Source organism: Thiomicrospira sp. ALE5 (genome assembly GCF_900112445.1).
GTDB lineage: Bacteria > Pseudomonadota > Gammaproteobacteria > Thiomicrospirales > Thiomicrospiraceae > Thiomicrospira.
Genome location: NZ_FOYY01000003.1, coordinates 777,353 through 803,893 on the forward strand (window position 1 = coordinate 777,353; position 26,541 = coordinate 803,893).

Here is a 26,541-nt window from a genome sequence, read left to right on the forward strand (position 1 = left end):
CGGCAAAATGCGCTCTAGCTTTTAACAAATCAGAGTTATTAGCGGATACGATATGAGGCATATAGGTCATCACCAGCAAAACAGTCATAAAGGTTGTTTTCATAGAAGTCATTTCAATTACCTCAGTTTATTTAAAGAGCATATTATTAAGATAGGCATCTTGTGATTAATGCCGCCTAAACACTTTTGGCCACTGTCAAAATCAAAACCGTAATGCATCGCTAAATCCGGATGCTTTTGATTGCTTCGAAAGCAATGTCCATCTGTTAATCCATTCGGTTCTAGTCCACTCGTATAGAGCGCCCTAAGTTCTTCAATGGTAGGCAACCGCCATGTATCGAGGTTATTAAGCCTAGCTTGGTTGACTGTATGAATCTTATTTACCGCTTCATCGTAAGTGAATAAATGCGCTTCTATTTTAGATACGATCTGGTCTTTAAAGGGGTGACTGCCCGCCCATATAAAAGAGTTATCATTATTTTGATGCTCACCCAGCATCCACTCATCTGTATTTTTCATATTAATTCCTGGGAAGCTTAATCTTTAACAATATCACCAAACCAGCATGGCCAAGGTATGTCAGGTAAATTAAATTCAATTTTCAAACTGGTCCAATCCTGTTTGGTTTTACTTATTCGTTCTGCCATTTGCAGTGGAGATGTGTGACTAAACTGCCACATCTTTTTTTCTTCTTCTTCAAATGTAGAAATTAACTTTTTAATACTTATTAATCTGAGTTTTTTTAGCTTGATAATAACTCGTTGTTTTTCAGAATAATCGAGTGAAATAGAGCCTTGTAAAAGTTTAAAAAAATAGGCTGCATCGACTTTTACACCTAGCATAAAAAATCGGTTTAGATATTCGGTATCTTTTTCATTCAATTTAATTTTTTGCGGCACCACTTCCCAAAAAGGCATTTCGGCGAGATTATTATCTGGCGATGACTGACTTTTTCCACTCTCAATAGCAGAAAATCTTTGTTGACCATAGCTGATGACCAAAGTCACGCGAAAACCTTGTTCAAAAGAGTTATCTTTTCCGACTGAAAACCGCGGTTCGTTGCTTAACCCCCAGCCTAACGTTTTTGCAAAGAGAGGGTGTTGGATAAGAGAATTTTTACCGACAACAATTTGCACTAAACAATTTTTCCACTCGCTTAAAGGTTTTAGCTTGTTAAAAAAGTCGATTGGATTTGAAAAGAAGTCGGCAATATTGTGATCAGAAAATTCGGCAGTGATAATGTCATCGATCCCAAAATCGGTTGCAAAATTTTTGAGGTCGGCATTGTCCAATCTCACAGGCATATTGACATGGTCTGGCATATTAACTAGGTTTTCAATTGCCGAAATTGGCTGCCAAATTTGATCAGCAAGTGTTTTATAAGCTTGTTTCAAACTGGATATTTTTTTGTTGATTGGTAAACGGTAATGCATTAGTCCATCAACTTTTATCTGACAAAAAGCCTTAGAGTGTTCTTCTGCCGCCTTTATTAACGAGTCTCCTTCTGCCCAAAAAGGCCATATTAGATGAACAAACACTAAGCCTGAGCGTTTTTTAATCGCTTTGATAACTGAAATAAAACTCTCATCAGTAGACAGATCAAGGTAATCAGGTTTGTAAACAAGGTGTAAAACTTCTTCACGGCCTAAATAGTTGACCAATTCAAAGAGATTATTGACCCGTTTAACCTGTGATAACTGATGTGCGCCATCACTTCGACTCCACACTACTGAATTCAGCTGAAGGTCTGGAGCGATTGATAGCATGTCAGCTAGGATGTTTTTTGCTGTAGGGCCAATTGCTAGTAATTTCATAACAAAATATTACCAATCCAAAGCAGGGCCAAGTAAGCCTGGAGATTCAGGAAGACCTAACGCATCAACAATCTCCCATGGCCCGTTTTGCAAATTAAAGATACTCAGCATTTCAAAATCGACCACTGCGGGCATAAACTTTGTTTTAGCCTCACTGACATCGGCATAATAGTCCATACGTGAATAGAAATACTTAACGATCGGCTTATTGTGTATTTCACTAAGCCAAGACATTCTGTATATTTTAACTTCCATAACCAACCTCTATTTTAAGGAGTTTCTAAGCCTGTCAGATAGAAAACTCATTCACTGGCTTATTATCGAAGCTGGTACGTAGTTCATTATTGTAATTTTTAATACCTCGCAGTGTTAGACCACCCGTTTTTGAGCTACTACTGAAATAAACGTCCTTACCTGAAACAGAGATGTGGTAAGTTTTATCGCCGCAGCGAACTGATGTTGCAAAAATTGCCATGAATTAACTCCTATTGTTAGTCATATTTTAAAGATCATTAATCGAAATGCCATAGCCCCACGAACGGATGCCGTTCCAAGCAATCAGGTAAACCGAAGCCATGTACAGCATGCTCAAAGTCAAAGAGAAACTGCCTGATTCTGCCATTATTAAAGGCGTAATCACTCCTACCATTGGTAGAACCAAATAAAGGAAAAACGGGCGTCCGATAATTTTTATAACCAAAAAACCGCTGACAAACAAACTAGCTAGCAATGTAGATTACAAACGACTCAATCCCCGAGAGCCCACCAAAGTTAGCGACAAACTTTGTTGATAAGAGTAATAAAATCCCTGCCACCCCAAGTAAAACTCGATAAAATAAGAAAACAGGGTTTAGATAATTAGTTGCAAATTCTTTAAAGTCCATTTAATTTCCTTTGGATTTTTTATTTTTTCTAAGCTCATCAGTAATGCCCAAGATAATAGCTGCTGTTTCCAAGACTCTGACATTAAATCTTTTCCTCCACTACGCCACAGCGTGTAACCATAAAAAACATAGCAACTAGGACTACTTATAACTGCGCTTTAATGCCTGCGGTAATACCCCAGTTGTTGTTATTTTTCGAAAAATACAGTTTTGCCAAAACCGCCGTATTCATAAAGTAATTGGAATGATAGGTAGTCTTTTACATGTCGAGTGAGGGTTCAAAATAAGGCTTTCTCGGTTGGAAAGGCTCCTTGACGTAATTGTTCAGGGCATTTGGGTATTCATCTTTAAATGAATCTTTCACAAATAGATTTTCAAGTTCGGTGTCGAGTTCTTTTTGACTCTTTGTGGTTGGTAAGTCAATTTCAACTTGAAGTGGAAAAAAGGTTCTTACGTGCAGTTGATTCGCCAGTGCATAGTTTGTTAAAAATTAAATGACAAAAAGTGCTTTTAAAAATAACCTAATCATAAAAAACCTTAACTTTAATCAAACTTGAAAAAGAAAAGTCTAAATCGCCAAAGAAATTAATACTTATAAACGCAACGCACAGCGGCGGTGCTGCGAATGCGATTAACGTATTCACCATTGTCCAAACGGTAAGCAGAACGGTAATCGGTTGACCAAACATAATCTACGGGTGTTTGAGTTGTGAAAATCAGTTTTGTGCGCCCTTTATCAACTTGACCAGCCAAATTGGTTAAGCGGCTTTGCCAAGGCAGAATCCATTTGTTAATGCCGTCCAAGGTCAGTTGTTTACAGTATTTTTCGGCTTCGCCATATGACATGACGGCCGTGGGTAGGTTTTTGTCTTGCCATACAAAACCATTGGCTGTGTCCACCACATAACCTTGATCATTAAGTGCGTTAAGTTTAATAACAGGCAATTCATTGCGTTTTGAGGCATTTATGGTTTTTTGCATAGAATCGCTCAAGACCGTGTTATCGCCATCGGTTAGCACTTTTTCATGCGCTTCAGCGGCTTTTTGAAGTGTTTTGAGTTGCGGTTGATTTTGGAAAACGCCAAAGGTATTGGCTTCAAACTCTTCAGCTAGTTCGTAGTAATAGAGCAGGTCTTGTTTGCTGTTGTCGTCCAAAATTCCTGCATGAAATAAAGATTTACCACCAAAAAAACCAGGCGCCATTTTATCTTCAAGGTCGGCGGCTTTTTGATAAGCCATAACGGCTTGACGGGATTCATAGGTGTTGAGATTGCCGTCTATCGCCCCAGTGTAATAGCCCTGAATTTTTAATGTCTTTTGAACTTGCTGATTTACTTTAAGCTCATAGTCAGGCAAAAGCACACTACCACCTTTGCTAGACATGGCCGATGAAATACTCGCAACATCCCCCAAAAAACCCAATAGACCAGCCTGTGCTGATTTGCTGGCTAGCGTAGTTGCAGAAACAAAAGCAAGTTGAATAAAAAGTGGACGGAAGCGCATCAGAAAATTCCTTTGATATCATTGAATAAATGCGCCAAGTAGACTTGGCATATAACGGCTATATGCAATCAAGTTAATTACTTAGCACACTCGCATTTGAACGCTATATTACTAAATAAAGTGTTCAAGTGTCCACTTCCCTTATAATCCTCAACCAACTTCGCAAAGGTTTTTTGAAAGTAAACTAAGGCCTCACGGCTATCTGGGTTCGTGCAAGAAATCCGCGTGGTGCGACACGCCGGCTGGTGAAACACGCCTTTTTCAAACTTTAGCAAGCTAACAATCGCATCGTTACCACTTAAATCAACTCCACAAACTAACATCACGCCTCCTAGCTAAACAGTCTACTTACATTTAATCGAACAGCCCTTCGAAGGAATCTGCTCTAACCAGTTTTCTCGCGAATGGCGTAATGTCATGGACTACCTTCAAATAGTCTGTTTTAACTACGCCACTGTATATTCGTCTTTCATTTTTTGTTTTCCCTGTAACACATTTTTTCCACTGCATCTTATCAACACCCTGCCCCACCGACCAGTAAATAAAAAAATTGACATGAGTTAAAATTAATAATAATCAGCAAATAAGCTTTTATAGCTGATTGAACCTTTACCTAGTGTTTTGGTTCGTGGCTGCGCCTCCGTTTTTACGCGCTCTGATATTGCTGATATAGGCTTTCCAACTGGGGCATGTGCCGATCATTTGAAGCCAAATCTAAGCCATGATGCTTTGAAACAGCAAAATGGAAAATATCAAAATTGCGTTTATTGATGTTTCGATCCGACGGGTTTTTCACTTGGCTATCATCTAAACGGAATAAGTCACTGGCGAGCTCAGACACCTTACGCTCAATATCCAGCTCAACAAAACCATTCAAAATTTGCTTCATCGCGTTCAACTTTTCAATCTCCGCCCAAGCGATACCGCGTAAAACCTCATAGCGAATCAATGGCGTGATTACCAGCACAACCTCATCATCGTTTAGCAAGCCTGCCAACTTAGCTTTAGCACTAGCTTTCATTTCCTCAGACGTACTACCCGATTCATCAAACGCCGCCACAATCATATTAGTATCAAGCAATACTCTTCTCATGCTTGGCCCCCAGCCATCAATTCAAGCAACTGCTTTTTTGCCTTGGCTTGATCACTTGGCTCAACAAGGTTTAACTTTTGCGCATTCATATCAATGCCAAATACATCCTTCAATATATCCACCATCGACGCATTCGCTGGCGAGCAAATTCGATGTGTTTTAACGATACCCTCCTTATCGCGTTGCAAACGATACGCCTCGCCCTCTTTCAGTTGCGACAAAATCACCGAAGAATGCGTAGTGATATAAAAGGTCGCATTCGGAAAAAGCGTTTTCAGCGTTGGTATAATCCGCGCTTGCCATGACAGGTGCAAATGGCTCTCTATCTCATCAATAAACACCAGGCCTGGTACATGTTGCAACTGGCGCTCATTCGTAAAGTAGCTAAACCCGGATACGATGCTTTGAATAATTTTTAAAATCGACATAAAACCGGAACTAAGCTGACTAAGTTTTCTTACCTGGCCATCAATTTTCAAACTGACCTTTTCATCACCGCTAATTTCCATAAACTGCGGATCAATGCGTTCATCTAGCTGATTCAAAAGTTGCAGCACCGTTTTAATCTCAACCTCACGATTATCTTCACGGCTTTGATAAGGATTCGACGACTGTGCAAGCGTCACAAACCACTGCTCAATATTGGCATTCATATTCAGGTTAGAAAAGTTCTGACTCATACCGTCAAACAAGCTTTTGATATAAGCGTGATGTCGCTGCTCAAATGTTCCCGTTATCGGCTTAGCATTGCGAGACGGATCAATGAAACCACGGCTTTGCGACCCCAAATAAACTAGTGGTTCAGCAAAAAGCTTTACACCTTCTTTCTCATATTGTCTTTGAAGCGATGAAAAACTTATAAGATCATCAGATAATCTCCACTTGTTGCAACTTGAAAAAACCAATAACTCTGCTTTAAGCGACAAACCAAGCTCAGAAAAGATAGCGCTATGGTGATACAGTGCATATTGAAACATCGCCTCCAACAGCTTGGTTTTACCTACACCATTTTCACCAATCACCACATAAGCGCGTTGAGCATGTTCAAAATCAGCCGCAACCCGCCCCACACCTTTTAAGCCTTCAATATTCAGCTTATTTAACGAAAACGTCATGGACTGCCTCCAAAGAGTTTTAATTACTCACACTATGATACTTATTAAACGAAACCAAAAAATATTGGCTAAAACTCTAAATTGTTGGTAATCTGCATTCAAGCTTTATAGCTGATTGAACCTTTACCTAGTTTTTTGGTTCGTGGCTGCGCCTCAGTCGCCATAAGACTGGGGCATATTTTTATCCCTAATTTTTCTCTACCAAAAGCTGTCGCTGATAGTTTTAGATAATAATTTCACCCTAAATAGGCCAATTAAATTAGCTAAAAGCCAAGAGCACACTTCACACTCGTTTTGAATTGTTGACCAAACAACTTATAGTTGTTTCTTTCATAACGAATTCGCCCCGCAACAATATCAGGCGCAACATTCCATTGTTTAGCAAGGTTATTCACATCCTGTGCCGTTAAAATGCCGTGCGTTGCTTCCTTTGGTAAAAGCGCCGACTGTGCAAGCTCGTCGGCTTGAGTTTCGATTTCTGGGCGATCTTTAGCGTCCATGTCATCAATGAACCAGCCGTCCTCACCATCCAAGTGAAGCGCAATATGTGCCAGTTCGTGCATTAAAGTAAACCAAAAATTATCGAGACGATCATGACGTAATGTCAGCGAGACCACTGGATTGCCTGTTTCACTAATGCAGACCGCACCATCCAAATAGGTTTTTGGTAAGTGCTCTTCAAACACCAAGTGAATCCCATGTTTATTTAAAAACTCTTTGGCAAGTAGTGGGCCTTTATTTGACCAAGACAGTTGAGCAACCTGTCTCATCCATTCAAGATTCACGACACCTGGCTGATAGTTGGCAGGTAAGGTTTCTTCTTTAGCTAAGTGTAAAACTCGAACCTGCCAGGCCCAGAGTGCATAGGCATCAACTTCTTTATCATTTAAAGCATCATGAGCCGTTGTTCTCATAAGCGCAGGTTTTAGGTTAAAGCCTCCTGCCACATTGGATAAAAATTCAGAAACTTTCTCCGCTGCATATTCTTTCAATTCATGTACGGTGCCTGAAAAGTCGCCAAAGTAGCCGCGCTTGCGCATTTCGGCAAGCGGGAAACAGAGCCATTCAACATCAGATTGCTCAATTTTTTTAAGGCTTGGATCTTGAATCAATGTTTCGAGTGAAATCCCCAGGCCTTCATGTAATCTGCGAATCATTGGAAGGCTAAGAGGTCTTTTGCCATTTAATACTTCGGAAACTTTAGGAGCGGATCCGATGTAGGGAATTAAGTCTTTATTTTTGAACCCCATTTGATCCATACGAAATTTAATCGCTTCAATAGGCGTTGGCGGCTCCATAGTGAACTGCTCTTCCTCATATTTTTCAATGACTAAGGCTAATAACTCTAATTCATCAGCAGCTTCTGTACCCTCAGCAGGATTTTGATCCATTAAAGCCATTAAACGCTCCAAGGCTTGAGCGTGTTCCTGCTCATTTTTAATTACTTTAACGTTATTCATGTTGATTCCTCAGAAAGTTTTTTTGTCGTATTCCGCATGGGTTCCCACCCATTCAATAACAACCATGCCATTTTGGTAACGAACTTTGACAACAAGGCGGTAATGATTGCCTTTGATATTAAAAATCACGCGATTATCCGCTAAAAAATCGGCACTTGGATAACGCGCTTTAATGTCATGAGAGTCCTTCCAGCGGCAGTTTTTATTGGAGACTTCATCATGCCAAGCATTAATGGCACTTCTCACATCAGCATGTTTTTTGCTGAACTTGTCCAATTTGTCTTTACCTAATACTTGCATGAACCGCCTTTTCTGGATCCGGTGTATTTTGACAAAAAGTTCCCAAAAAGGGAAGTATGGTTTTCACTATTTACTCAATTAAAAAATTGATCCAAACGCTAAATAGGTGATAATTTGCTCTCAAGCTCTATGGCTGATTGAACCTTTACCGAGTGTTTTGGTTCGTGGCTGCGCCTCAGTCGCCAAAAGACTGGGGCATATTTCACCTTTCTTACTTTTCAAGCAAAATACATTCAGCACACTTGGTAATGAAAGGCTAAGGCGGTTGTTAATGCTGCATTTTTGGTTTGACTACCACTCATACTCCCTCCTTAGAGTTCGCCTTTAAAGGCGGAATCGAGAATTGATGCTTTTAGTTGCTGCATCTTTGTTATTTTCTCAGAAATCTCAGCTTTCAGCTTTACCGCTAATCGGTCAATTTCTTTGATTTGCTTAACAATATTTTTTTGCTCATCAATAGTGGGCACAGGAATTTTTATTTCAGAGAGAATCTTTAGATTAATGTTTTTCTGCGCTGCGGCATTCGCTTTGCTGTCAAGCTGCTGCTGTAGCGTTGTCAAAAAGTAATAAAGATAATCGGTCTCTAGTTCCAAGGATGAAATACCAACAACACTATCAGGAAAGCATGCATCCATTCCCAAAATAGCTACGTCACCAATATTTGCTGCGATTGTTAGGCAAATAGTACCCTTGGGCCACAGTTTACTTTGTTGTAGCCCTTTTTCATTGTATGTAGCTGAAAATGTGGTGATGTATTTTTGTGCATTACGAACATCGCCAGTTTGAATAAAGGGATACTCACCGCCAAATAATAATTTGTCGTTACGAGGTCGATGCTTGGACTTGCCTCGTGCCACTTCAGCTACTTCGTTCAACTCTTTTAATGGCGATTTGTCTTGACCTAAACTAAACACACTGGCTAACTCACTCGTATAAAGCGAATCAGCCAGTGTGATGCTTTCCTGTAGGTGTTCGATGGCGGTGTCGATGCGGGTGATTAGTGCATCGAGTTTTTCGACGATGCGTTTTTGTTCATCAATGCTAGGAATCGGTATTAGCGCTTTCTTTAGATTTCCATCTGTAATTGCGGGGTATGAAGCGCCGCCTACATAAGGTTCAATCTGACGTTGAACAAAGTCCGTTGTTACAAAATAAAACAAATAGGCTGGTAAAACTTTTTCATTAGCTCTTAGAACACAGAATCCAGTTGATGCTACAGGTGATTTGTATTCATCACGAACCAACGCTATATTTTTTAAGTTTGGACGCGTAGTGGCAAAGATCACATCGTTTAGCTGTATTTGTTTCTTCGCACGCGATGGGGCATCTTTGCCAAGAATTTCTTTTGGTTCTGTGATGGTAAATCTATTACGATCAACTGAAGATATATCAATATACGTCCACAATTTATTAGTGTCTTTTAATGGATTTAGATTTTCCGTTTTTTCAACCGCTTCAGCCAGCTTGTGCCACTCCCACCCCTCCGGCAGTTCGTATAAAACCTGTTCCATACTCACTTCTCCGCCAGTAGCTGTTCGATTTCGTCGAGCAGGCCTGCTACTTGTTGTTCTTTGATGCGGATTTGTTTGAGGATGTCATTAGGCGCGAGGTGTACCGTGTCTTTTTGTTTGGCCGGGTTTTTGGCGGAGAGATCGTAATCTTCCGCGAGTTTACTGGCGGATACCGTCCATGATCGTTCTGTGGTTTCACGGCGGTTGTAAAGCTCAACAAACTCGGCTAAATGCGCGTCGGTAATCGGTTTGTTTTTGGTGAGTTTTTGTTCCGGTTCGCATTCGTAGTACCAGACATCGCTGGTGCCGCCGCTGCGTTCAAAAAACAGTACATTGGTTTTTACGCCGGAATAGGGCAAAAACACACCGGCGGGCAGGCTTAAAATCGTGTGCAGGTTAAAGTTTTCCAGCAGTTCTTGTTTGACTTGTTTAAACGCGCTATTGGTTTGAAACAGAACGCCTTCTGGGATAACAATCGCCGCTTTGCCACCGGTTTTAAGGGTTTTCATAAAGTGCTGCATAAACAGCAGTTCGGTGGCGTTGCTTTGAATCGGAAAGTTCTGTTGGATTTGTGATTTTTCTTTGCCGCCAAACGGCGGGTTGGCAAGAATAATGTCGTAGCGGTCTTTTTCTTGGATATCGCGGATATTCTGCGTCAGCGTATTGCCGCGAAATAAATTCGGCGATTCGATACCGTGCAGAATCATATTCATCATGCCCATCACATAGGCCAGCGAGGTTTTTTCAAAGCCGAAAAACGTATCCTGTTGAATAAAATCCCATTGCTCGGTGGTGAGTTGCGATTTATTGGCTTTGAGATGGTCAAAAACTTCGACTAAAAAACCACAAGAACCGGCGGCGGCATCGTAAATGGTTTGACCAGGCCTGGGGTCGAGCACTTTAACCATCGCCCGCACCACTGCGCGCGGAGTATAAAATTCACCAGCGTAACCGCCGGCATCGCCCATGTTTTGCAGCAGCCCTTCATACACCAATGAAAGTTCAAACAAGTCACTTTCAGATTGAAAATTCAGCGTGTCGATAATATCCAGCACTTCGCGCAGGGTATGACCAGAGGCAACTTTATTGTCGAGGTATTGAAAAATCGCGCCGATTTTATAGGTGAAGGATTTGGGATCAGCGCTGGTGGCATTGGCAAAGTTTTTTAGGTAAGGAAACAGTTCTTTGTTGACGTAATCGGTGAGGTCGTCGCCGGTGCGAACGCGGTTAATATCCAGCTTGCCATCGGGCGTTTTCGGACAGGCCCAGTTTGACCAGCGGTGTTCTTCATCCAATACCGGTTGGTAAGGTTTGCCGGACAGAATGGCTTCGTCTTCTTTTTCGGCTTCATAGTCGTCTAAAAACTTGAGAAACAACACCCAAGAGGTTTGTTCGGTATAGTGCATCGCCCCGCTAATGCCGTCATCACGGCGCAAAATATCAGTAATTCGGTCTATTTTTTGTTGTAGTGACATGGTTACTCTTTGTTGTTTAGAGGTTGTGTGTTGGATTGTTCAGCTTCATTCGGGACGCAGTGCGTCTCGAATTGGAAAGGCCTGATGCAAACTGCACAATATGCTGCCCTATTTGCCAATCGGTTTGCAACTGAATCGTATCCACCGCGCGATAGGCTTGATTTCTGGCGTGTTGAATCAGCGTTTTTAGCTGATGGATTAAGGGGTTGATGGTCAACATGGCGCGCTCTATATTAATAGTACAGCTGGTGCTGGAGTTGTTTAAAGGCATCAAGCAGGTGTGTGGCTTTGCCGCCGAACGCGATTGAGGCATCTTTGGTGGTACCAAGTCCTGAGAGTTCGATGAGCGTTGGGATGCGATCACGCGATAGTTCAGTGACCCCAGTTTGCTCGTAACGGTCGAGGACATAATGCAGGAAATCTTGGGCTTTTTGTTGTTGGTATTGGGCAAAGAAATCGGAATTGTTGCGCACTTTTTCCGCGCGCGCTTTTCGGGTTGCCATAGGTTGTTCAAACGCTAAAAAGGCGAGAAGGTCAAACATATCGCAGGCTTCGGCTTCGAACATGCGGCGTAGTGTTGCGAGTTGTTCTTTATCAAATCCGGCATGAATCAGTTTTTGCAGCAGCTGGTCGCGTTGATCCGGGTCTGACCAAATTTCACGTAATTCATCGACGTTTTTAAACAGGCCTGGTAGTTGTTGAATCAAACGTTCTACAAATTCTTGTATCGTTAGCGGTTTGCCGTGTTCGTCAATATAGCGGGTTTCAATATCAATCACTTTGATTTCGCGGTATTGACCCAGCTTGATTTTTAAGCGTGTTTTAGGTGGTTCAGTGGAGCCTCCAGTTGGCGATTCCGGCTTTTCAGGCGGTTGACCATAAGGCGGCTGGGGTTCTTTTATGCCGCCACCAACTGGCGGTTCGGGTTCGCCATCCCAATCATCATCGTAAAACTTATTAGTCGCGCCACGAAAATCAATAATGGTGAAGTAGTCTTTGCCATCAAACACGCGCGTACCTCGCCCGACAATTTGTTTGAATTCGACCATTGAGCCAACGGTGCGATCCAATACCACATTGCGTACATTACGCGCATCCACACCGGTAGTGAGCATTTGCGATGAGGTTAAGATGGTGGGGATGTCTTTATCATTATCTTGAAACTTCTCCAGCAATTCGCGGCCTATTTTGCCTTCGTCGCTGGTCACCCGCACACAATAGTGCGGGTCTTTAATCTGTTTGTGTTTGTTGATCATATCGCGCATAGTCAGCGCGTGATTTTGGTTTTCGCAAAAGACGATGGTTTTATCCATTGGATTGATGTTTTCGAGAATTGATTTAGCTACCAGCTCGGTGCGATCATCAACCACAATTTTACGGTCATAGTCTTCGACTTGATAAATGTCTTGTTCAGATTCGCCTTCGATGATTTGATCATCTTTGGTGAGCACCAATTCATCTAAATTAGTACGAATGCGTTTAACGCGATAGGGGGTTAAAAAACCGTCGTTAATCCCATCTTTCAGTGAATATTCAAATACCGGTTGGCCGAAATAATCATAAGTATCGACGTTATCGGTGCGTTTGGGGGTCGCGGTTAAGCCTAGATGCACGGCACTGCTAAAGTGATCTAAAATCGCACGCCATGATCCAGCTTCATTCGCTGCGCCACGGTGACATTCATCAATCATCACGAAATCGAAAAAATCTTGCGAATAGGCTTGGTAATAGCCATCAATATTTTCTTTTTCAGCAATCGCCTGGTAAATCGCAAAGAAGATATGCGCATTGGTGGGCACCACGCCATGACGCTTGCGCACCTCTTCGCCATTGATTTTTACCAGGTCTTTTTCATAGGGGTTAAAGGTGTTGATTGCTTGATCAGCGAGAATATTGCGGTCAGCCAGAAACAGTATCCTTGGGCGACGTGCGCCAAACTGATCACGATTCCAACGAGCCTGAAACAGTTTGTGGACGATTTGAAACGCAATAAAAGTTTTTCCGGTTCCGGTCGCCAAGGTTAATAAGATTCGCTGTGCGCCCTGCCCAACGGCATCAGTCGCCGCATGAACAGCCAACTCTTGATAATAGCGTGGTTGCATCGCACCTTCTAAATGGAAAGGCACATTGCGCAATTGTTGGCCAATGTCGGAATTTATGCCAGCATAACGCTGTTCGAGTTGCTCGGGCGTGGGGTAAAACTCAATGTACTCGCCTTGCCCCGTATCTAAATCAAATTCATAGGTTTGCTTGCCATTACTGGCATAGACAAAACGCACCTTGAGTTTTTTGGCGTAATCTATCGCCTGCTGCAAACCTTTGGTGGGGTGTTCAGCTTCTTTTTTGGCTTCAATAATCGCTAGGTAGCGATTGTCTTTATGCAGCAAATAATCAACAAAACACCGCCGACCACGAACATTACCAGCCATTTTTCGGCCATCGGTGAAATAGTGTTCACGGATAATTTGACTTGGATGCCAGCCCGCTGCGTTTAAGGCGGGATCAATGTAATTGGCGCGAGTATCGGCTTCGGATTGCATGAGTTACTCAATAATCTAATAAACGATTAAGTAGTTTAACCAAGCCTTGTTATATCAGCAAGGTTCGTTAATTAATCATTGCTTCACTCACTCAAACTCGCTCGCGACCAGAGCCGATACCCAGCCCAATGGGGTGGCTAAATGACCAGCCCAAACACCTAAGACAATAATCATTACCGTAGTCACCAATGGCGGCACTAACAAGAGTAAGTGGGTTTCAAAACGCTGACTCAGCACCTGACGATGCGGCCATTGGGTTGGTGGCGGTAAAAACCAAGCGCGATAGATCGTCGGTAAAAAGTAAGCGGCATTGAGTAAGCTGGAAATAACTAATACGCCAATCACCCAATAAAAACCACTTTCCCACGCACCCAAGCCCAAATACCATTTGGTAATAAATCCGGCCAAAGGCGGCAAACCAATCATGCCCAGTGCCCCTATCGTAAAGGCTAGCGTGGTCAATGGCATGACTCGGCCAACCCCATTGAGCTCCTTAATCTTGTGCACCCCTAGGGTTTCGGCATAATTACCGGCGGCCATAAACAGCGTAATTTTCATAAATCCTTGATGCACTATATGAATTAACCCGCCGATAGCGCCAATTGGTCCTGCCAGCGCCAAACCAAGCGCCACATAGGACACTTGGCTAACCGTTGAAAAAGCCAAGCGCTTTTTAATATCCTGCTGAAATAATGCGCGCACCGACCCATAGACAATGGTAAAGCTGGCCATGCCCAACAACACCCAATGCAAATACAAATCACTAAACACATAAATGCCGTAGATTTCATAGACAAAGCGCGCTAGGCCAAACGCACCGGCTTTAACCACGGCGACAGCGTGCAACAAGGAACTCACTGGCGCAGGTGCCACCATCGCTGTGGGTAACCAACCATGAAATGGAAATAACGCGGCCTTCACACCCAAACCGGCAATAAACACTAATCCTAAGCCAAACAATATTGGCGCCATATCTGGATTAGCCGCCCAATAGTCATTTAAATAACCGCCCACCACAAACGCCTGCGTACCCACTAAAAGGTGCAGGCCAATCGCGGCGGTAAGCAACACCAAGCCCCCGCCCAAGGTGTAGAGCAAATAAACTCGACCGGCCTGCAAGGCTTTTTCGGTGCCACGATGGACCACCAGCGGCCAGGTTGCTAAAGTCAGCAATTCATAAAAAATAATAAAGGTGAATAGGTTACCGGCCATGGCCACACCGGTGGTGGCACTGACACAGAGGTTAAAAAATCCAAAAAAGCGCGCGCGATTTACGCCCCCCTCTAAATAACCTATGGCATAAAGGGTGGTAAGCAACCATAAAAACACTGACAACACCAAAAATAGCATGGCCAAGCCATCTATTTTGAGCAGAATTGTCAAGCCGGGCACAAGCGTCCAGCCAAACTCATAGGTGTGTCCTTGCAACAAACTGGGCATTAACGCCAACACTAACACCAGCTTAATGAGTGCCGCAGCGATGTTAACACTTGAACGCAACCAAACACGCTCTTCGGCAATTAAAAACACCAATAACGCCACACCAAATGACAAGCCCATAATGACCAACGGCCAAAATGAATAAGCCGTCGTCCAGCTAATTAGTTGTTCGATCATAAGGTCGCCCCCCATGGATAAAGCGGAAACAAGGCTAATACCCATACGCTTAACACGAGGATGAAAGGCACAGCCAGTAATGGCCAAGCTAATTGGCGCTCACTGATACACTCTGCCGGACGGCCATCGGACTGCTTGGGTGCATACTGACACAGCAAACGCTGCTCAAACGCAGGTTGCAATAAACGCCCCATATAGGCCAGCGTAAATACCCCACCTAATATCAAAGGTGCGAGCAACCAAAACTGACCTAAGGCCACACTTGATTCAATTAACCACCACTTACCGATAAAACCCAATGTTAAAGGCAGGCCTGCTAAGGCTACCGAGCCCAAGCCCAGTGTCCACAAGGTTAAAGGGGAGTTACACAAAACAGCGAGTTGATCTTTTAATTGATAACTGTGCGTCAGCAAAATTAAATTGCCCGCGACTAAAAATAAACCCGCCTTGGTTAAGGCATGGGCCGCAATTAACCAAAATAACAGTAAACTCGGGTTAAATTGCTCCGAAACGGTCAATATGGATTGCGGATTAAATAGGATGGCCAAGCCAATAAGCAGATAACCGATTTGTGCCACCGTTGACCAAGCGATTAACTCTTTAAGCAACGGCGTTTTCCAGGCACGCCAAGAACCCCAAAAAATAGCCATCGTACCCAATAGCGCTAACAGCATAGCGATCAGTTCATTACTGAGCGCGGCAAAAGGTCCCACGCCAAATCGCCACATTAAATAAAACGACGCCTTAATGACCAACGCCGACAACAAGGCACTCGCTGCCGTCGGTGCACGACCATGTGCCAGCGGCAACCAGCCGTGTAACGGCCAAGCCGCTGTTTTGGCCAGCAGGCCTAATAACATGATGCTCCAGGCCAAATGCGTAACCCAGTTATGCTCAACCACTTCAGCCAAGCCAATGAGATCTAAACGCCCATATTGGCCATAGATCAACGCGACGCCCAATAGAAAAAACATCGAACCGGTTAAGCTAATTATCAAATAGCGCATCGCAGCGGCAGCAGCACCCGCTTTGGTCGATAGCGCCACCAGCGCCACCGCCACTAAACCTAGAAGCTCGATCGTAACGTAAATATTAAATAAATCACTTGAAAGAAGCAGCGCATTCATTGCGCCCCAGCCACCTAGCCACAGCCCCCAAAAATGATCTGAGGTCTCAGTATCAAACCAAGCATAAGCCATAATGGCTAAGCTCACCAGCCCCACTAGTAACAGCATCAAATGGGCTAAATCATCTAAATACCAAGCTATCGCTAATGGTCGCTCCCAGCCACCTAAGGTCCATAATCCTTGATACTGGCCCACGCCCCATGCATCGATACTCAGTAACACCAACATTACGAGCATTCCTAGCCCAGTGGCAAGCGTTATCCAACGTCCTTGTTGGCGAAATAAGGCTGCAAACCCACCTGCAATCAGCGGCAATAACACTAAACCGGGCAGTAAGACCGTCATTGCGAATCCTCCAGCGTAGCTTGATGTTGCTCGGATTCCTTGGCGACGCGTTTCATCAGCGCCAGTGCAAGCGCCATAGCACTGATGGCTACCACAATCCCGGTTAATACTAAGGCGTGGGGTACCGCATCGGCCGGTTCTGCTCGTGCCGCAAAGGCTAAAAACAGCATAAACGCCGCCGAGCCCATAATGTTGACGCCAAGGATTTTGTGCAATAGATGCTCACGCATTACCACGCCCCATAAACCCAAACAAAACAGTACTGAGCCGGTTATTAAATAGATGGCGATTTCATTCATAACGACGTCCCTCACCGGTAAACAGCGCCGCCAAAATAAGCGCTATAGAAAAGGTGGCGGCTATTTCAATTGCCAAAATCAAGGCACCTGCATAGGCTGGGGCATAGCCCATAAACCCATACCCCAAAAGCAGGCCTGCTAAGCCAACTACAAAAAAAGCCAACAAGCCGCCAAGCCATAACAATTTAACCGCCCAGTGATGAATAAACCGGCGAATAACGGCAGGATTGGCCTGACCGAGTTGCGCCTGTTGAACAATAAACGCCAGAATAAATGCCGTGGCAAGCAAGGCCCCAGCCTGAAATGCGCCCCCCGGTGCATAGGCACCCTGCCAAAGAACATATCCAGCAACAAGTGCCAGTAATGGCACCATTAAACGGCTGAAATACACCAGTACCAATCCTTGCAATCTCACCCCGTGCCAAGCTAGGTTAGGTCCCAGTGCACGCTGTGCTGCCCACGCCCACATGAGTATGGCCAATTCTAAGGCCGTATCCCAAGCGCGATAGTTCAGCAGAACCGCCGTAACGGGGTGCTCCACACCGGATTGCGTAATATTGTTCATGACCAAATCGGATAAACCTGGCGCGGGCTGCACCAAGCTTAACAAACTGACTCCTAACGCCCCGCCAAGCAGCACCGGAATAATCAAACTGATCCTTGCCATAGCGGTGGCTTTAGCCGCGTGAGTAAGATGCAACTGACTTAGGGTGGCCAATAACAACGCACCGGCTAGACCGGCACCTATTGCCACCTCGGCCAAGGCCGTATCAGGCGCATATAACCTGACCCAAACTAAGGATAGCAATAGGCCAAACACGATAAACATCACCACCGACTCCGCCAAATTTGACGTATAGAGGCAGCGTGCCGCTACTAAGACAATAGTGAGGGCAAGCAATAAATCAACGATGATCATCTTGAGACTCCGAGCGGTGCAACAACTGTTTGTAGGCACGCTGACCTATCACATGGCTGACTGTCGCCGCACTGATTATCACTAACACCCAAATCAATAACAGTTTAAGCATCACCAGCAAATTAAAAAACAACAACGTCATGCCAAGCAGCACAAACCCCAACCCCAGATTATCGGCTTTAGTTAAGGCATGTAGCCGGGTAAGATCATCAGTAAAGCGCAATAAGCCGAGGGTTCCGGCGACAAAGAACACCAAACCTATTACAACCATTAATAGCGCGACTATATCAATCAGAAACATGATCCGTCTGGCTCCTATTTATGTTGCTGACCTGTTTCGGTCGTAATAACTTGGCAAAAGCAATACCACTTATGGCCGCCAGTAAGCCCAGCAACAAGGCCACATCCAACAAAGCGTGATTATCCATAAACCATGCTAACAGCACCACTAATGCGACGCCGGTTGACCCTGCTAATTGCGCCGCTAACATTCGATCAGTAATATGCGGCCCTTTTACAATGCGCCAGAGTCCAAGCGTGATCAGCAACATCAATAACCCAGCAGCAAACCATAGCGTAATGACAATCATAATGACTCCTGACTCGGTAACTGCAAGCCAATAAACGCGGCTAGCAAGGCCTCTAGTTGTTTTAAGTCTTGGTCAACTGACATTTCATCGTCTAGCACATGCACCCGTACATCCTGACCCGAATCCGTAACACTTAGGGTGCCCGGAAATAAGCCAACGACGCTCACCCAGACGGAACGCGCCCAGCCTGCAGGCAGTTGTAATGGATAATCAATAAAACAACTGTTAATTTGAGGTTTACGCTGAAAAGCGCGTCGACTGACATCCAACCCACCTACCACTGAGGCGCGAAGAAACAAGCCTAGCAAAGGTAAGAAATGACGCCAATATAGACGATAAGGAAGTGTTGGCCACAGCCAATGTGCGAATATAGCCACCGCAGCTGACCATATCAAGGCAAAGCCACTGAGCTGTCCTGCCGCTAAAGCCCACCAAATCAATAACAAAAAAGCCCATATTCCCAAGATTCTTAACAACTGGGACATCCTTGTCTGATTGGCTTTAACAATCTTCATGGCGCCTCCAACTAATATTACTCGGCCATTAACATATCGGCATGCCAATAACCAGTTTCTGGTGCAATAACCTGTTTGAGTGCTGCTAAATCTTGCTGCATAGTTGCCATTAAAGTCCATGGCGGATTGACTACTATCATACCACTGGCCGTCATACCACGACCAGGGTTATCGGCTTGCCAACCCAGCTCAAACACCGCAATATTGCGAATGCCACTGGCTTTTAAATCACGCCACATTTTATCAATCCGACGTCGCTCAACCACTGGATACCAAACTAAATAGGTTCCGGTCGCAAAGCGTTTATAGGCGGCCACCAAACGTGTTACGACTTCGTCATAGTCTTGCTTAAGCTCATAGGGCGGATCGATTAAGATGACCCCGCGACGCTCTTTGGGAGGGACTTGCGCAATCAGTCCTTGAAAGCCATTTTGTTGGTAAATCTTAACCCGCCGGTCTGTTGCCGTGTGCGCTTGGAGTTGTGAAAAGGCCTGCGGATGCAACTCGTAAGCGACCAAGCGATCCATATCTCGTAAGCAAAGTTGCGCAATGGCCGGCGAACCTGGATAAAAACGTCCAGACACCTGCTGCTGTGTCTGTTGACGAGCCTGCTGTTCAAAGGCACTTACCAAGGCCAGATAATTGGTTATGCTCGGTGACCAGACCTGATTGGGTAATACCCAAAGCTGTCCAATGCCCTGTTTAAACTCTAAGGTCTTTTGAGCCTGCGCATCAGCCAAACTATAGCCACCCGATCCTGCATGGGTATCAATATAAACCAAGGGTTTATCTTTTTTAAGCATATAATCCAGCACGTTCACCAACACAAGATGCTTGAGCAAATCGGCGGCATTGCCGGCATGAAAACCATGCTGATAACTTAACATTTTCCTACCCTATCTTCTTTAAATTCCAACAAAATCAATATGTATTTCAACAAGATAAACAATTGCTTCACTTTTATTTCTTAAGTGTTACAATCCGTTGACATTTTTATTGCAGCTCGTTAATTGATATATATGGATCATATATGGAACTAAAAAATATTCAACATCTCGAAGATGCGGGTCAACGTGGTCGTAAAGAACTCTTTCGTTTAGGCATCGCGTTACTGTTTATTATTGGTGTCATACTATACACCTTTATCAATTACGGTCATATCAGCTTTACCTTGGTGATTGCCGCCATGATTGGTGGTTATATGGCAATGAATATCGGCGCCAATGACGTTGCGAACAACGTCGGCCCTGCGGTCGGTTCTAAAGCGATGACCCTCACCACCGCAATCATTATTGCTGCAGTATTTGAAGCGGCAGGCGCTATCATTGCGGGCGGTAGCGTGATTACCACCATTAAAGGCGGCATCATTGATCCTGCTGATGTAGATGACACCGAAGCCTTTATTTGGTTGATGATGTCTGCACTACTTGCTGCTGCTGTTTGGCTAAACATCGCCACGGCACTTGGCGCACCGGTTTCGACCACCCACTCCATTATCGGCGGCGTGATGGGCGCGGGGATTGCCGCAGCGGGTTGGGCGATTGTTAACTGGGGAACCATTGGTCAAATCGTTGCTAGCTGGGTGATTTCACCGATGCTTGGTGGTTTGATTGCGGCCTTGCTACTCTATACTATTAAACGCACCATTACCTACAAGGAAGATATGATGGATGCGTCGCGACGCATGGTGCCGTGGCTATTAGCACTAATGGGCTGGGCTTTTGGTACCTACTTGATGATGAAAGGATTTAGTCAAATCATCAAGGTTAGCTTCCTAACCTCTGCTTTAGTCGGTTTAGCTGTTGCAGCAAGTGTTTTCTTGATCACCCGTCCGTTAGTGAATCGTGCTTCTATTGCGGCTTCAAACTGTAAAAATGGCGTGAACAAGATGTTCACTATCCCGCTTATTTTTGCCGCTGCCTTATTAAGTTTTGCACATGGTTCAAATGATGTGGCCAATGCGGTTGGTCCTCTTGCTGCGATTCATGATGCACTCACCTCAGGTGATATTAGTGGCTCACAAGCCGCCATCCCCCTTTGGATTTTAGTTGTAGGTGCATTGGGGATTGCGATTGGTTTAGCACTGTATGGCCCTAAACTCATTAAGACCGTTGGCTCTGAAATTACCGATATTGATCAAATGCGCGCTTACTGTATTGCGATGGCGGCAGCCTTAACGGTTATTTTAGCTTCACAACTTGGCTTACCCGTCAGTACCACCCACGTTACGATTGGTGCTATCTTTGGTGTAGGCTTTTTACGTGAGTACTTAAAAGCCAACTACCAGCGTATGATTCAAAAAATTGAAGAGCATCATGAAGGCCAAGAGCGAGAAATTGTCGAAGAGTTTATACGTCGCTTTGATAAAGCAAACCTGGCTGAAAAAGGTCGCATGTTACAGGACTTAAAAACTAAGAGTCTTAAGAATGATGCCCACTTGACTAAGAAGGAGCGTAAAGGGCTTAAAAAAGTCTATAACCAAGAATTGGTTAAGCGCTCAATGATTTTAAAAGTAGTCGCCGCTTGGGTCATTACTGTCCCTGCTACTGCATTAATCGCAGCGGGTCTATTTTTCTCGATTAGTAAGATGATGGCTTAAATACTCATTAGATATGCGACTTAACTAAACCTGCAATATTGGCAGGTTTTTTTATACACTTAATACTGTGAATAGTTATAGGTTGCTTATTTTTTAATCAGTTCAAGACTTTGACTGTCATAGTAACAACTTGGCGCGGTTTTTAAAAATTAACTCACAAAGTTATCCACAGACTTTGTGTATAAATCCAATACATCATGCTTTAGCATGAAAAACAAAAAATACAATAAAAACAATAAGATATGAAAATAAAAGCCTTGTCAACCCCTATTGAAAAGCACGCTCGTTGTTTTTTAAGTTTATTTCGTGCACAACCCAAAACCCAATTAAAAAGCAAGTAACATTTTGCACTTTTTTAAATAAAAAACGTTTTTAATCCGAAACACGTGACCTATCAATGCCTTAAGGTTAAAATTTGCTGTTAATTATTAGCAAAGGGTCTTATTTACCATGGCACGTATTTTGGGTATTGGCAATGTCGTTCTCGATACACAACTTTTTGTAAACACTTTCCCTATTGAAGACTCTGAACAACGTGCAGAAAAACGACTATTTGCAATAGGAGGCAATGTTGCCAACAATCTCCAGGTCCTTCAACAGCTGGGCCATGATTGTGCCCTTTGTGCTACACTCGCAACCGATAATGCGGCTAAGCGATTAAAAAACGCATTAGAAGCACGCCAAATTGACCTAAGCCATATTCAACGCTTTATCCAAGGCTCAACACCTACGTCTTATGTACAAATTAACAATCAAAATGGCTCACGCACCATTGTTCACTTTCGTGATCTGCCTGAAGTTGACTTTGACCACTTTGCTAAAATTGAAATTGAGGCCTTTGATTGGTTGCATTTTGAAGGACGCAACCTCGAAGCCCTAAGTGGTATGCTTAACATTGCTAAAACCTTTTTAAGCCACCAACCCATTTCAATTGAGCTGGAAAAGCCTAGAGATGGTCTTGAAAGCCTTTTAACCCAGGTTAACGTTATTTTTACAGGCTTTGCTTATGCCCAGGCTTCAGGCTTCCAAACAGCCACCGATCTCATTGATCATTTACAATCTTGCGCTCCACAAGCAACGATAATATGTAGCTGGGGAAGTGAAGGAGCTTGGTATGCTGCCCCCGGAGCCATGCCCTGTCATCAAGCCACTCAGGCCTTACCTAAGCCTGTAGACACCTTAGGCGCTGGCGATACTTTTATTGCGGCCACGGTTGATGCGCTGATCGCCCAAAAGCCGCTAGCCGAGGCGGTTTCAGCCGGCAATCAGCTGGCACGACGTAAATGCCAACAACTGGGCTTAGATAATCTTTTAGACCCTCTCGTTACTCGCAAACCTATTGCGAACATTAAACATATTACCAATTCTCGTGCGACCGTCGTGCCTGCTCCGGGGCTGCAACACAAGGTTGTGTTAATTAAGCATGACAATGAAGTTAAGGCTTATTTAAATAACTGTCCGCATCAAGATGTGCCATTGGATGAGGCTTATAAAATTGATATTAACCCGTTTGAAATGACGATGAAATGCTCAGTGCATGATGCGTTTTTTAGAATCGAAGACGGGGTTTGTGTTGAAGGGCCTTGCTGGCGAGAAGAGTTAACACCGGTTGATTTGGAGATTGATCCAGAAACCGGCGCTATTTATATTGCAGAGCAATAAACCAGTAAGTTATGGATAGTTACACCGGCTTATTGATACTGGCGTTGCCTAACCGCTTCATAAAGGGTCACACCTGCGGCGACCGAAACATTTAGACTTGATACCTGCCCTTGCACCGGAATGGCTACCAAATAGTCACAGGTCTTGCGCGTTAGAGGGCGCAAACCTTTCCCTTCAGCGCCTAAGACTATCGCCACCGGACCGGTTAAATCAGCCTGATAAAGCGTCTGCTCTGTCTCACCCGCCAAACCAGTAAACCACACACCCTGCTGCTGTAACTGCTCCATCGTTCGCACTAAGTTAGTGACGACTACTAGCGGCACTGATTCGGCGCCACCACACGCTACCTTACGCACCGTAGCATTTAACCCTACAGCATTATTCTTTGGCACCACAACAGCGGTCACACCCGTTGCGTCAGCAGTACGGAGGATGGCACCTAGATTATGTGGGTCTTGCACCTCATCCAAGAAAACCAATAAGGGATTAGGCTTATTAGCAACCCAGTCCATCAAATCCGCTTCCGTATAGGCGGCCTTTGCAGCCACATCTGCGTAGACTCCTTGATGGACACCCACTAACTGATCAAATACTTTTTTAGGTGCCGTTTGTATTTTCACCCCTAATTGCATTGCTTGATCATGCAAGGACTGTTGCCGCGCATTCAAACGCCCTTCACAAAAAACCAACTGAAAAACTTGCTCAGGGTGCTTGTCCAACAAGGGTTCTAAAGCGTGCAAACCATAGACTTTTTCAGTCATGCTTTGCCTTTGCGCGTGAACGACGTTTACGATTATTCGGTCGTGAGCGCGAACGAGAGCGCCGCTTTTTTTTCACTTCGCCCTGTTCTGCTTCAACTGATTCTGGAGCAGCTTCATTTGCATCAACTGTGGACTCTTCAGGCTGTTTGATGGCATCCGATGTAGCCTGCTCTTCCTCAGTACCACTAATTAAACGCAAATCAATTTTACGTGTATCGAGCACTACCTGGGCAACCTGTACTTTAACCCGATCACCAATTCGGTAGACCTTACCAGTACGCTCACCTTTTAGACAATGGCGCACTGCATCGAAGTGGAAATAATCTTCGCCAAGCTCGGTGACATGCACTAAGCCTTCAATGTAGAGGGGATCAAGCTCAACAAACATCCCAAAGTTGGTAACAGAGCTAATAACCGCATCATATTCTTCACCTAAACGATGTGATAAAAACTCACACTTGAGGAAGGTAACGGCATCACGGGTCGCTTCATCAGCACGTCGTTCAGTATCCGAGCAATGTCGTCCCATTCGAGTCATGTCTTCTTCGTTATACGCAAAGCCTTGTTCGCCTTGTTTTAACCAAGCCTGTCGAATCGCACGATGAATCAATAAATCAGGATAGCGCCTGATTGGCGAAGTAAAATGAGCATAGTGCTCAAAGTTCAGTCCAAAATGACCTTTGTTTTCTGGCTGATACACTGCTTGGTTCATGGTACGCAACATAATAGTTTTAATCAGGTGCTCTGATGGTAAACCTTGTGCCGCTTGCAACACCTTATCAAAATCTTGCGCAGTGGGTTCATCGCCACCATCAAGTGCCAAACCAAAGTCTTTTAGAAAACCACGTAACTTGGTTAACTTTTCAGCTTTTGGTGGCTCATGCACACGATAAACAATAGGAAGCTTGTGCCATTTTAAATAACGCGCAGCCGCAACATTGGCCATCAACATACATTCTTCAATTAATCGATGCGCTTGGTTGCGAACGACGGGAACAATCTTGTCAATTTTTCGCTCGCCATCAAAAACAATCCGTGTTTCCACGGTATCAAACTCCAGCGCGCCGCGCTTAGCACGGGCCGCATGTAAAACTTGATACAGCTCATACAGATTGTCAACCGCAGCCACGACCGGCGCAAACTCGTCTCTAAGGGCTGATGTCGAATCATTTACCATTTGATGAACTTGATTGTAGGTTAGACGTGCCTTGGAGTTCATCACCGCTTGATAAAACTGACTTCTCTCAAGCTGGCCTTCTTCGGATATCGACATATCACAGACCATACACACCCGGTCGACATGGGGGTTTAAAGAACATAGATCATTCGACAACTTTTCGGGCAACATCGGAATAACCCGTTGTGGGAAATAAACCGAATTACCTCGTTCAAAAGCTTCTTTATCTAACTCTGTGCCTGGCTTAACGTAATGTGATACATCGGCGATAGCTACAACTAAACGCCAGCCGTTTTTACGTCTTTTGGCAAATACGGCATCATCAAAATCTTTTGAATCCTCACCATCAATCGTCACTAATGGCAGACTGCGTAAATCTTTACGATCGGCATAATCTTGCTCTGTTAACTCCGACGGAATAGCCTCTAACTCTGTTAACAAGGCTTCTGACCACTTATTGGGGATATTGAACGTTTGAATAGCGGTATCGATTTCCATGCCTGGTGCCATGTAATCACCTAACACTTCAACGATTTTACCCACAGGACCATGACGATGTGATGGATGCATCATAATAGACACACGAACAATTTGACCTTCTGTCGCGCCTAACAAACCATCCGCTGGAATGAATACATCCTGCGTAATGCGATTATTATTTGGATGAACCCAGGCAAGATCCTGCTCAAAGTGGATGCGGCCTACTATTTCTTCATTGGCACGACGAGTTACTTCAACAATAGCGGCCTCTTGGCGTCCTCGACGATCTTCACCAATGATCGACACAATCACCTCATCGCCATGTAGAACCTTGTGCATCTCATGCGAGGATAGCAGCAAATCACGTTCTACTTGATCGCTTGCCACAAAACCAAAACCATCGGGGTGGCCAGTGACCGATCCCTTGATAAGGTCCATTTTTTGTAATAGGCCAAACGCACCACGGCGATTTTTAATCAATTGACCATCACGAAGCATGGCTTTTAACCGGCGCGATAAGGCTTCAAAACGCTCTTCATCATCTTCATCAATACCAAGGCTTTTAGCCAAAGGGCCTAATCGAGTAGGTTTTTGTAGTTCTTCGAGGTGTTCTAGGATAAATTCCCGGCTTGGGATAGGATTGTCATATTTTTCAGCTTCACGATCAGCAAAGGGATCTATGACGGGTGTATTTGTTTGTTCAGTCACTCTATTCCATCTTACTTAAGTTAGGAGGGACAGGATGCGTCTTCTTT

27 protein-coding genes are annotated in these 26,541 nt (G+C 44.2%); 2 read left to right on the forward strand and 25 right to left on the reverse strand.

Annotated features, from left to right (window positions below; genetic code table 11):
• Positions 1-117 precede the first annotated feature (117 nt).
• From BM293_RS03825 to BM293_RS03930, 23 genes are all read right to left on the reverse strand, one after another.
• A complete protein-coding gene (locus tag BM293_RS03825) occupies positions 118-519 on the reverse strand; it encodes an Lcl C-terminal domain-containing protein (RefSeq protein WP_093446939.1) in 402 nt (133 codons plus the stop codon).
• Between the two features lie 17 nt (positions 520-536).
• Positions 537-1,814, reverse strand: a complete 1,278-nt coding sequence (locus BM293_RS03830; protein ID WP_093446940.1) for a hypothetical protein — start codon at positions 1,812-1,814, stop codon at positions 537-539.
• A gap of 9 nt (positions 1,815-1,823) precedes the next feature.
• Complete coding sequence (locus tag BM293_RS03835) at positions 1,824-2,048, reverse strand: hypothetical protein (protein WP_159428452.1); 225 nt, start codon at positions 2,046-2,048, stop codon at positions 1,824-1,826.
• A 55-nt stretch (positions 2,049-2,103) separates the two neighbouring features.
• Positions 2,104-2,289 (reverse strand): hypothetical protein, encoded by a 186-nt coding sequence (locus BM293_RS10320; protein WP_093446944.1) that lies wholly within the window; start codon positions 2,287-2,289, stop codon positions 2,104-2,106.
• Positions 2,290-2,533: 244 nt separating this feature from the next.
• A complete protein-coding gene (locus tag BM293_RS10230; RefSeq protein ID WP_159428453.1) occupies positions 2,534-2,698 on the reverse strand; it encodes a hypothetical protein in 165 nt (54 codons plus the stop codon).
• 585 nt (positions 2,699-3,283) lie between these two features.
• The gene (locus BM293_RS03845) at positions 3,284-4,201 is read right to left on the reverse strand and encodes a peptidoglycan-binding domain-containing protein (RefSeq protein ID WP_093446945.1); all 918 of its coding nucleotides are present in this window, start codon (positions 4,199-4,201) and stop codon (positions 3,284-3,286) included.
• A gap of 77 nt (positions 4,202-4,278) precedes the next feature.
• Positions 4,279-4,524 (reverse strand): DUF3010 family protein, encoded by a 246-nt coding sequence (locus tag BM293_RS03850; protein WP_234968886.1) that lies wholly within the window; start codon positions 4,522-4,524, stop codon positions 4,279-4,281.
• A gap of 323 nt (positions 4,525-4,847) precedes the next feature.
• A complete protein-coding gene (locus tag BM293_RS03855) occupies positions 4,848-5,294 on the reverse strand; it encodes a type II toxin-antitoxin system VapC family toxin (RefSeq protein WP_093446947.1) in 447 nt (148 codons plus the stop codon).
• Positions 5,291-6,409 (reverse strand): AAA family ATPase, encoded by a 1,119-nt coding sequence (locus BM293_RS03860; protein ID WP_093446949.1) that lies wholly within the window; start codon positions 6,407-6,409, stop codon positions 5,291-5,293. Before BM293_RS03860 ends, BM293_RS03855 begins: the two co-directional genes overlap by 4 nt.
• Before the next feature lie 263 nt (positions 6,410-6,672).
• Positions 6,673-7,869: an ImmA/IrrE family metallo-endopeptidase gene (locus BM293_RS03865; protein ID WP_093446950.1), complete on the reverse strand. Its 1,197-nt coding sequence runs from the start codon at positions 7,867-7,869 to the stop codon at positions 6,673-6,675.
• Positions 7,870-7,878: 9 nt separating this feature from the next.
• Positions 7,879-8,169, reverse strand: a complete 291-nt coding sequence (locus tag BM293_RS03870; RefSeq protein ID WP_093446952.1) for a type II toxin-antitoxin system HigB family toxin — start codon at positions 8,167-8,169, stop codon at positions 7,879-7,881.
• A 311-nt stretch (positions 8,170-8,480) separates the two neighbouring features.
• Positions 8,481-9,680 carry a restriction endonuclease subunit S gene (locus BM293_RS03875; RefSeq protein WP_093446953.1) on the reverse strand — a complete coding sequence of 400 codons (1,200 nt, stop codon included), beginning with the start codon at positions 9,678-9,680 and terminating at the stop codon, positions 8,481-8,483.
• Between the two features lie 2 nt (positions 9,681-9,682).
• Complete coding sequence (locus BM293_RS03880) at positions 9,683-11,155, reverse strand: type I restriction-modification system subunit M (protein WP_093446955.1); 1,473 nt, start codon at positions 11,153-11,155, stop codon at positions 9,683-9,685.
• A 16-nt stretch (positions 11,156-11,171) separates the two neighbouring features.
• A complete protein-coding gene (locus BM293_RS03885; RefSeq protein WP_093446956.1) occupies positions 11,172-11,375 on the reverse strand; it encodes a DUF1016 N-terminal domain-containing protein in 204 nt (67 codons plus the stop codon).
• A gap of 13 nt (positions 11,376-11,388) precedes the next feature.
• Positions 11,389-13,695, reverse strand: coding sequence for an EcoAI/FtnUII family type I restriction enzme subunit R (hsdR, locus tag BM293_RS03890; protein WP_093446958.1), 2,307 nt, complete (start codon positions 13,693-13,695; stop codon positions 11,389-11,391).
• A gap of 87 nt (positions 13,696-13,782) precedes the next feature.
• The gene (locus BM293_RS03895; RefSeq protein WP_200770594.1) at positions 13,783-15,312 is read right to left on the reverse strand and encodes a complex I subunit 5 family protein; all 1,530 of its coding nucleotides are present in this window, start codon (positions 15,310-15,312) and stop codon (positions 13,783-13,785) included.
• Positions 15,309-16,784 (reverse strand): complex I subunit 5 family protein, encoded by a 1,476-nt coding sequence (locus BM293_RS03900; protein ID WP_093446959.1) that lies wholly within the window; start codon positions 16,782-16,784, stop codon positions 15,309-15,311. The genes BM293_RS03895 and BM293_RS03900 overlap by 4 nt, the downstream gene beginning before the upstream one ends.
• Positions 16,781-17,083 (reverse strand): cation:proton antiporter subunit C, encoded by a 303-nt coding sequence (locus BM293_RS03905; protein WP_093446961.1) that lies wholly within the window; start codon positions 17,081-17,083, stop codon positions 16,781-16,783. Before BM293_RS03905 ends, BM293_RS03900 begins: the two co-directional genes overlap by 4 nt.
• Positions 17,076-18,002 (reverse strand): MnhB domain-containing protein, encoded by a 927-nt coding sequence (locus BM293_RS03910; RefSeq protein ID WP_093446962.1) that lies wholly within the window; start codon positions 18,000-18,002, stop codon positions 17,076-17,078. Before BM293_RS03910 ends, BM293_RS03905 begins: the two co-directional genes overlap by 8 nt.
• Entirely contained in the window at positions 17,989-18,303 is a 315-nt protein-coding gene (locus BM293_RS03915; protein ID WP_093446964.1) for a cation:proton antiporter, read from the reverse strand. The genes BM293_RS03910 and BM293_RS03915 overlap by 14 nt, the downstream gene beginning before the upstream one ends.
• On the reverse strand, positions 18,290-18,592 hold the full coding sequence (locus BM293_RS03920; protein ID WP_093446966.1) for an MrpF/PhaF family protein: 303 nt from the start codon (positions 18,590-18,592) through the stop codon (positions 18,290-18,292). Before BM293_RS03920 ends, BM293_RS03915 begins: the two co-directional genes overlap by 14 nt.
• Positions 18,589-19,107 carry a Na+/H+ antiporter subunit E gene (locus tag BM293_RS03925; protein ID WP_234968887.1) on the reverse strand — a complete coding sequence of 173 codons (519 nt, stop codon included), beginning with the start codon at positions 19,105-19,107 and terminating at the stop codon, positions 18,589-18,591. Before BM293_RS03925 ends, BM293_RS03920 begins: the two co-directional genes overlap by 4 nt.
• Positions 19,108-19,124: 17 nt before the next feature.
• The gene (locus BM293_RS03930; protein WP_093446967.1) at positions 19,125-19,994 is read right to left on the reverse strand and encodes a 23S rRNA (adenine(2030)-N(6))-methyltransferase RlmJ; all 870 of its coding nucleotides are present in this window, start codon (positions 19,992-19,994) and stop codon (positions 19,125-19,127) included.
• A 143-nt stretch (positions 19,995-20,137) separates the two neighbouring features.
• Here BM293_RS03930 and BM293_RS03935 point away from each other — a divergent pair, with 143 nt between their 5' ends.
• Complete coding sequence (locus BM293_RS03935) at positions 20,138-21,706, forward strand: inorganic phosphate transporter (RefSeq protein ID WP_093446969.1); 1,569 nt, start codon at positions 20,138-20,140, stop codon at positions 21,704-21,706.
• A 450-nt stretch (positions 21,707-22,156) separates the two neighbouring features.
• Complete coding sequence (locus BM293_RS03940; protein ID WP_093446970.1) at positions 22,157-23,368, forward strand: PfkB family carbohydrate kinase; 1,212 nt, start codon at positions 22,157-22,159, stop codon at positions 23,366-23,368.
• Positions 23,369-23,397: 29 nt separating this feature from the next.
• Here the strand turns inward: BM293_RS03940 and rlmB are convergent, their stop codons facing one another.
• Entirely contained in the window at positions 23,398-24,129 is a 732-nt protein-coding gene (rlmB, locus tag BM293_RS03945; protein ID WP_093446972.1) for a 23S rRNA (guanosine(2251)-2'-O)-methyltransferase RlmB, read from the reverse strand.
• Entirely contained in the window at positions 24,122-26,494 is a 2,373-nt protein-coding gene (gene rnr / locus BM293_RS03950) for a ribonuclease R (RefSeq protein ID WP_093446973.1), read from the reverse strand. Before rnr ends, rlmB begins: the two co-directional genes overlap by 8 nt.
• Between the last annotated feature and the right edge of the window lie 47 nt (positions 26,495-26,541).

Coding starts and splice junctions, on each gene's coding strand:
- BM293_RS03825 (WP_093446939.1), bottom strand. CDS start 519: ATGAAAAATACAGATGAGTGGATGCTGGGTGAGCATCAAAATAATGAT.
- BM293_RS03830 (WP_093446940.1), bottom strand. CDS start 1,814: ATGAAATTACTAGCAATTGGCCCTACAGCAAAAAACATCCTAGCTGAC.
- BM293_RS03835 (WP_159428452.1), bottom strand. CDS start 2,048: ATGTCTTGGCTTAGTGAAATACACAATAAGCCGATCGTTAAGTATTTC.
- BM293_RS10320 (WP_093446944.1), bottom strand. CDS start 2,289: ATGGCAATTTTTGCAACATCAGTTCGCTGCGGCGATAAAACTTACCAC.
- BM293_RS10230 (WP_159428453.1), bottom strand. CDS start 2,698: ATGGACTTTAAAGAATTTGCAACTAATTATCTAAACCCTGTTTTCTTA.
- BM293_RS03845 (WP_093446945.1), bottom strand. CDS start 4,201: ATGCGCTTCCGTCCACTTTTTATTCAACTTGCTTTTGTTTCTGCAACT.
- BM293_RS03850 (WP_234968886.1), bottom strand. CDS start 4,524: ATGTTAGTTTGTGGAGTTGATTTAAGTGGTAACGATGCGATTGTTAGC.
- BM293_RS03855 (WP_093446947.1), bottom strand. CDS start 5,294: ATGAGAAGAGTATTGCTTGATACTAATATGATTGTGGCGGCGTTTGAT.
- BM293_RS03860 (WP_093446949.1), bottom strand. CDS start 6,409: ATGACGTTTTCGTTAAATAAGCTGAATATTGAAGGCTTAAAAGGTGTG.
- BM293_RS03865 (WP_093446950.1), bottom strand. CDS start 7,869: ATGAATAACGTTAAAGTAATTAAAAATGAGCAGGAACACGCTCAAGCC.
- BM293_RS03870 (WP_093446952.1), bottom strand. CDS start 8,169: ATGCAAGTATTAGGTAAAGACAAATTGGACAAGTTCAGCAAAAAACAT.
- BM293_RS03875 (WP_093446953.1), bottom strand. CDS start 9,680: ATGGAACAGGTTTTATACGAACTGCCGGAGGGGTGGGAGTGGCACAAG.
- BM293_RS03880 (WP_093446955.1), bottom strand. CDS start 11,155: ATGTCACTACAACAAAAAATAGACCGAATTACTGATATTTTGCGCCGT.
- BM293_RS03885 (WP_093446956.1), bottom strand. CDS start 11,375: ATGTTGACCATCAACCCCTTAATCCATCAGCTAAAAACGCTGATTCAA.
- hsdR (WP_093446958.1), bottom strand. CDS start 13,695: ATGCAATCCGAAGCCGATACTCGCGCCAATTACATTGATCCCGCCTTA.
- BM293_RS03895 (WP_200770594.1), bottom strand. CDS start 15,312: ATGATCGAACAACTAATTAGCTGGACGACGGCTTATTCATTTTGGCCG.
- BM293_RS03900 (WP_093446959.1), bottom strand. CDS start 16,784: ATGACGGTCTTACTGCCCGGTTTAGTGTTATTGCCGCTGATTGCAGGT.
- BM293_RS03905 (WP_093446961.1), bottom strand. CDS start 17,083: ATGAATGAAATCGCCATCTATTTAATAACCGGCTCAGTACTGTTTTGT.
- BM293_RS03910 (WP_093446962.1), bottom strand. CDS start 18,002: ATGATCATCGTTGATTTATTGCTTGCCCTCACTATTGTCTTAGTAGCG.
- BM293_RS03915 (WP_093446964.1), bottom strand. CDS start 18,303: ATGTTTCTGATTGATATAGTCGCGCTATTAATGGTTGTAATAGGTTTG.
- BM293_RS03920 (WP_093446966.1), bottom strand. CDS start 18,592: ATGATTGTCATTACGCTATGGTTTGCTGCTGGGTTATTGATGTTGCTG.
- BM293_RS03925 (WP_234968887.1), bottom strand. CDS start 19,107: ATGAAGATTGTTAAAGCCAATCAGACAAGGATGTCCCAGTTGTTAAGA.
- BM293_RS03930 (WP_093446967.1), bottom strand. CDS start 19,994: ATGTTAAGTTATCAGCATGGTTTTCATGCCGGCAATGCCGCCGATTTG.
- BM293_RS03935 (WP_093446969.1), top strand. CDS start 20,138: ATGGAACTAAAAAATATTCAACATCTCGAAGATGCGGGTCAACGTGGT.
- BM293_RS03940 (WP_093446970.1), top strand. CDS start 22,157: ATGGCACGTATTTTGGGTATTGGCAATGTCGTTCTCGATACACAACTT.
- rlmB (WP_093446972.1), bottom strand. CDS start 24,129: ATGACTGAAAAAGTCTATGGTTTGCACGCTTTAGAACCCTTGTTGGAC.